3 protein-coding genes are annotated in these 1,805 nt (G+C 72.0%); all 3 read left to right on the forward strand.

What is annotated here, in order from left to right:
• Nucleotides 1–43: 43 nt before the first annotated feature.
• On the forward strand, nt 44–655 hold the full coding sequence (locus DBR34_RS17720; RefSeq protein ID WP_128097756.1) for a DsbE family thiol:disulfide interchange protein: 612 nt from the start codon (nt 44–46) through the stop codon (nt 653–655).
• Nucleotides 618–1,103 (forward strand): cytochrome c-type biogenesis protein, encoded by a 486-nt coding sequence (locus DBR34_RS17725; RefSeq protein WP_258224088.1) that lies wholly within the window; start codon nt 618–620, stop codon nt 1,101–1,103. The genes DBR34_RS17720 and DBR34_RS17725 overlap by 38 nt, the downstream gene beginning before the upstream one ends.
• The coding region (locus DBR34_RS17730; protein ID WP_258224089.1) for a tetratricopeptide repeat protein at nt 1,100–1,805 on the forward strand (706 nt) is incomplete at its 3' end. The genes DBR34_RS17725 and DBR34_RS17730, both read left to right, overlap by 4 nt.

A 1,805-nucleotide genomic window follows, 5' to 3' on the forward strand; every position in this document is an offset into this window, starting at 1 on the left:
GCCGACCGCCGTTTCCGCCGTCCCTGAGTCCTGGAGTTGCCCCGTGTCTGATCCGCGTCCCGTTTCCCGCCCCCTGCCGCCCGTGGCCATCGTCATCGGCGTGCTGTTCTTCTTCGGGCTGTTGGGGCTGATGGTGTACGGGGTGATGAAGTCCGGCGCGCCCGACCGCGACGTGCTGCCCTCGGCCTTGATCGGCAAGCCCGCCCCGGCCTTCACCCTGCCGGTGCTGCACGATCCCACCATCAAGGTCAGCAGCAACGAACTGCGCGGCGCGCCGTACGTATTGAACGTGTGGGGCAGCTGGTGCGCGGCCTGCCGCGAAGAACACCCGGTGCTGACTCGCTTCGCCGAAACCAAGCGCGTGCGCGTGATCGGCTACAACTGGAAGGACGAACCGGCCGACGCCCTGCGCTGGCTGGAGCAGCTGGGCAACCCGTTCGTGCTGGTGCTGGCCGACATCGAAGGCCGCACCGCGATCGACTGGGGCGTCACCGCCGCGCCGGAAACCTTCCTGGTGGACGCCCGTGGCGTGGTGCGCTGGAAGTACAGCGGCGCCCTCACCCAGCGGGTGGTGGACACCCAGCTGATTCCCGAACTGGACAAGGTGGAGCGCAGCCATGCCAATGCCCAGACCACGCTGCCTGCCGCGCCGTAAGCTGCCCGCGCTGCTGCTCGGCGGCCTGCTGGCCGCTGCGGCACTGCTGCCGGCGATAGCCAGCGCGCAGGCGGTGTCCGACCCGACGCCGCTGCATTACCGCGACGCCGCCGAAGAGGCGCGCTTCCATGCCCTGGCGGCCGAACTGCGCTGCGTGCAGTGCCAGAACCAGTCGCTGGCCGATTCCAACGCGCAGATCGCGCACGATCTGCGCCGTGAAGTGCTCACCCTGATGCAGCAGGGCCACGACGACGCGCAGATCAAACAGTTCCTGGTGGACCGCTACGGCCCGTTCGTGCTGTACCGCCCACCGATGGACGCCCGCAACAGCCTGTTGTGGTTCGGCCCGGCCGTGCTGCTGCTGGGCGGCGCCGGCGTACTGGTGTGGGTGGTGCGCCGACGCAGCCGCCAGCTGCAGCCGATGGACAACAGCGAGGAGCGCTGGTGAGCGGATCGTGGTTACCGACAATCGCCGCCATGGTCGCCACGGCCGTCGGCCTGGTGGTGCTGTGGCCGCTGCGCGCCGCAGGCCGACGCGCGCCCTTCATCGTGATGGTGGTGGCCGTGGGCGTGGCCGGCTCGGCGCTGTATTACCTGGTCGGCACGCCAGAGGCCGCCGCGCCGACCGCGCGCACGGGCGAACCGGCCAGCCTGCGCGAGGGCGTGGTGGAACTGGAGCGCGCGCTGGAGCGCGACCCGCAGCGCGCCGACGGCTGGGCCCTGCTGGGCCGCTCGCAACAGGCCCTGGGTAACCTGGCCGAGGCCAACCGTGCCTTCGCCCGTGCCGTGCAGCTGGCCCCGGATGAGCCCGAGCTGCTGGTGGAGGCCGCACAGACCCGCGCGCAGGCCGACCCGGCCAAGCAGTTCGACGACACCGCGCTGCAGTGGCTGCGCCATGCGCAGCGGTTGGCGCCGGGCAGCGAGCGCGCCGGCTGGCTGATCGGCATTGCGCAGCGCCAGCGCGGCCAGGATGCCGAGGCAGCGGCCACCTGGGAAGCACTGTTGCCGCGGCTGGACCCGGGCGCGGCCACCGCGCTGCGCGAACAGATCGCCATTGCCCGCGAGAAGGCCGGGCTGCCCGCCGCAGCGGCGCCGTCTGCGGCGGCCACCGCCGCACCCGCGCCCGCACTCACCGTCACGGTCGCGCTGG

The organism is Stenotrophomonas sp. HMWF003, from assembly GCF_003061285.1.
Classification (GTDB): domain Bacteria; phylum Pseudomonadota; class Gammaproteobacteria; order Xanthomonadales; family Xanthomonadaceae; genus Stenotrophomonas; species Stenotrophomonas maltophilia_AP.

Bases quoted from the DNA above. Each gene is read 5' to 3' on its own strand.
- DBR34_RS17725 (WP_258224088.1), top strand. From the start codon at position 618: ATGCCAATGCCCAGACCACGCTGCCTGCCGCGCCGTAAGCTGCCCGCG.